Source organism: Vibrio sp. 10N.222.46.A1 (assembly GCF_041473595.1).
Taxonomy (GTDB): Bacteria; Pseudomonadota; Gammaproteobacteria; order Enterobacterales; family Vibrionaceae; genus Vibrio; species Vibrio tasmaniensis_A.
On sequence record NZ_JBFRSN010001526.1, the window covers coordinates 1 to 530 of the forward strand.

At 43.0% G+C, this 530-nt stretch carries 2 protein-coding genes; both read right to left on the reverse strand.

The window, feature by feature from the left end:
* Positions 1 to 276 (reverse strand): response regulator (locus tag AB4496_RS27860; RefSeq protein ID WP_372133257.1); only part of this gene is annotated, 276 nt, incomplete at its 3' end.
* Positions 277 to 336: 60 nt separating this feature from the next.
* Positions 337 to 530: ATP-binding protein (locus tag AB4496_RS27865; protein WP_372133260.1), on the reverse strand; the 194-nt coding region annotated here is incomplete at its 5' end.

A 530-nucleotide genomic window follows, 5' to 3' on the forward strand; every position in this document is an offset into this window, starting at 1 on the left:
CGCTTGTACCGCCATCGAAATATCGCCGTGACCAGTAATCATAATCACGGGGATTTCTTTGTCTTTGTGCATCACGGTGTTGAGTAGGTCATGCCCGGAAAGGCCCGGTAGACAGATATCAGTGATGATTACGTGAGGTAAGCCGTTCTCTTGAATTGCGAGCAGAGCAGACTCCGCATCGGGAAAGAATTCGGCATCAATATCGGCGAGCTCAAAGCTCTGTTCAATAGCCATTCTTAGATCGGATTCATCATCAATGAAATAGACGTGACACATAGTTATTCCTTTAATCTTTTATTTTTATTGTTGGTGAAGGTGTACTGGTTTGTTTAGCGACTAATCTGATTCTTTTGTTGGAACTATGGGTAACTCGATACTAAATCGAGCACCACCTTGTGGGCTGTGATTGGTAACTAGCTTGCCATTTATTCCGCTGATTATTTGTTGAGAAATCGATAGCCCAAGTCCAAGTCCATTTTTCTTGGTGGTATGGAAGGGTTCAAAAAAATTTCCGTTAGAAGGGGAGGTGA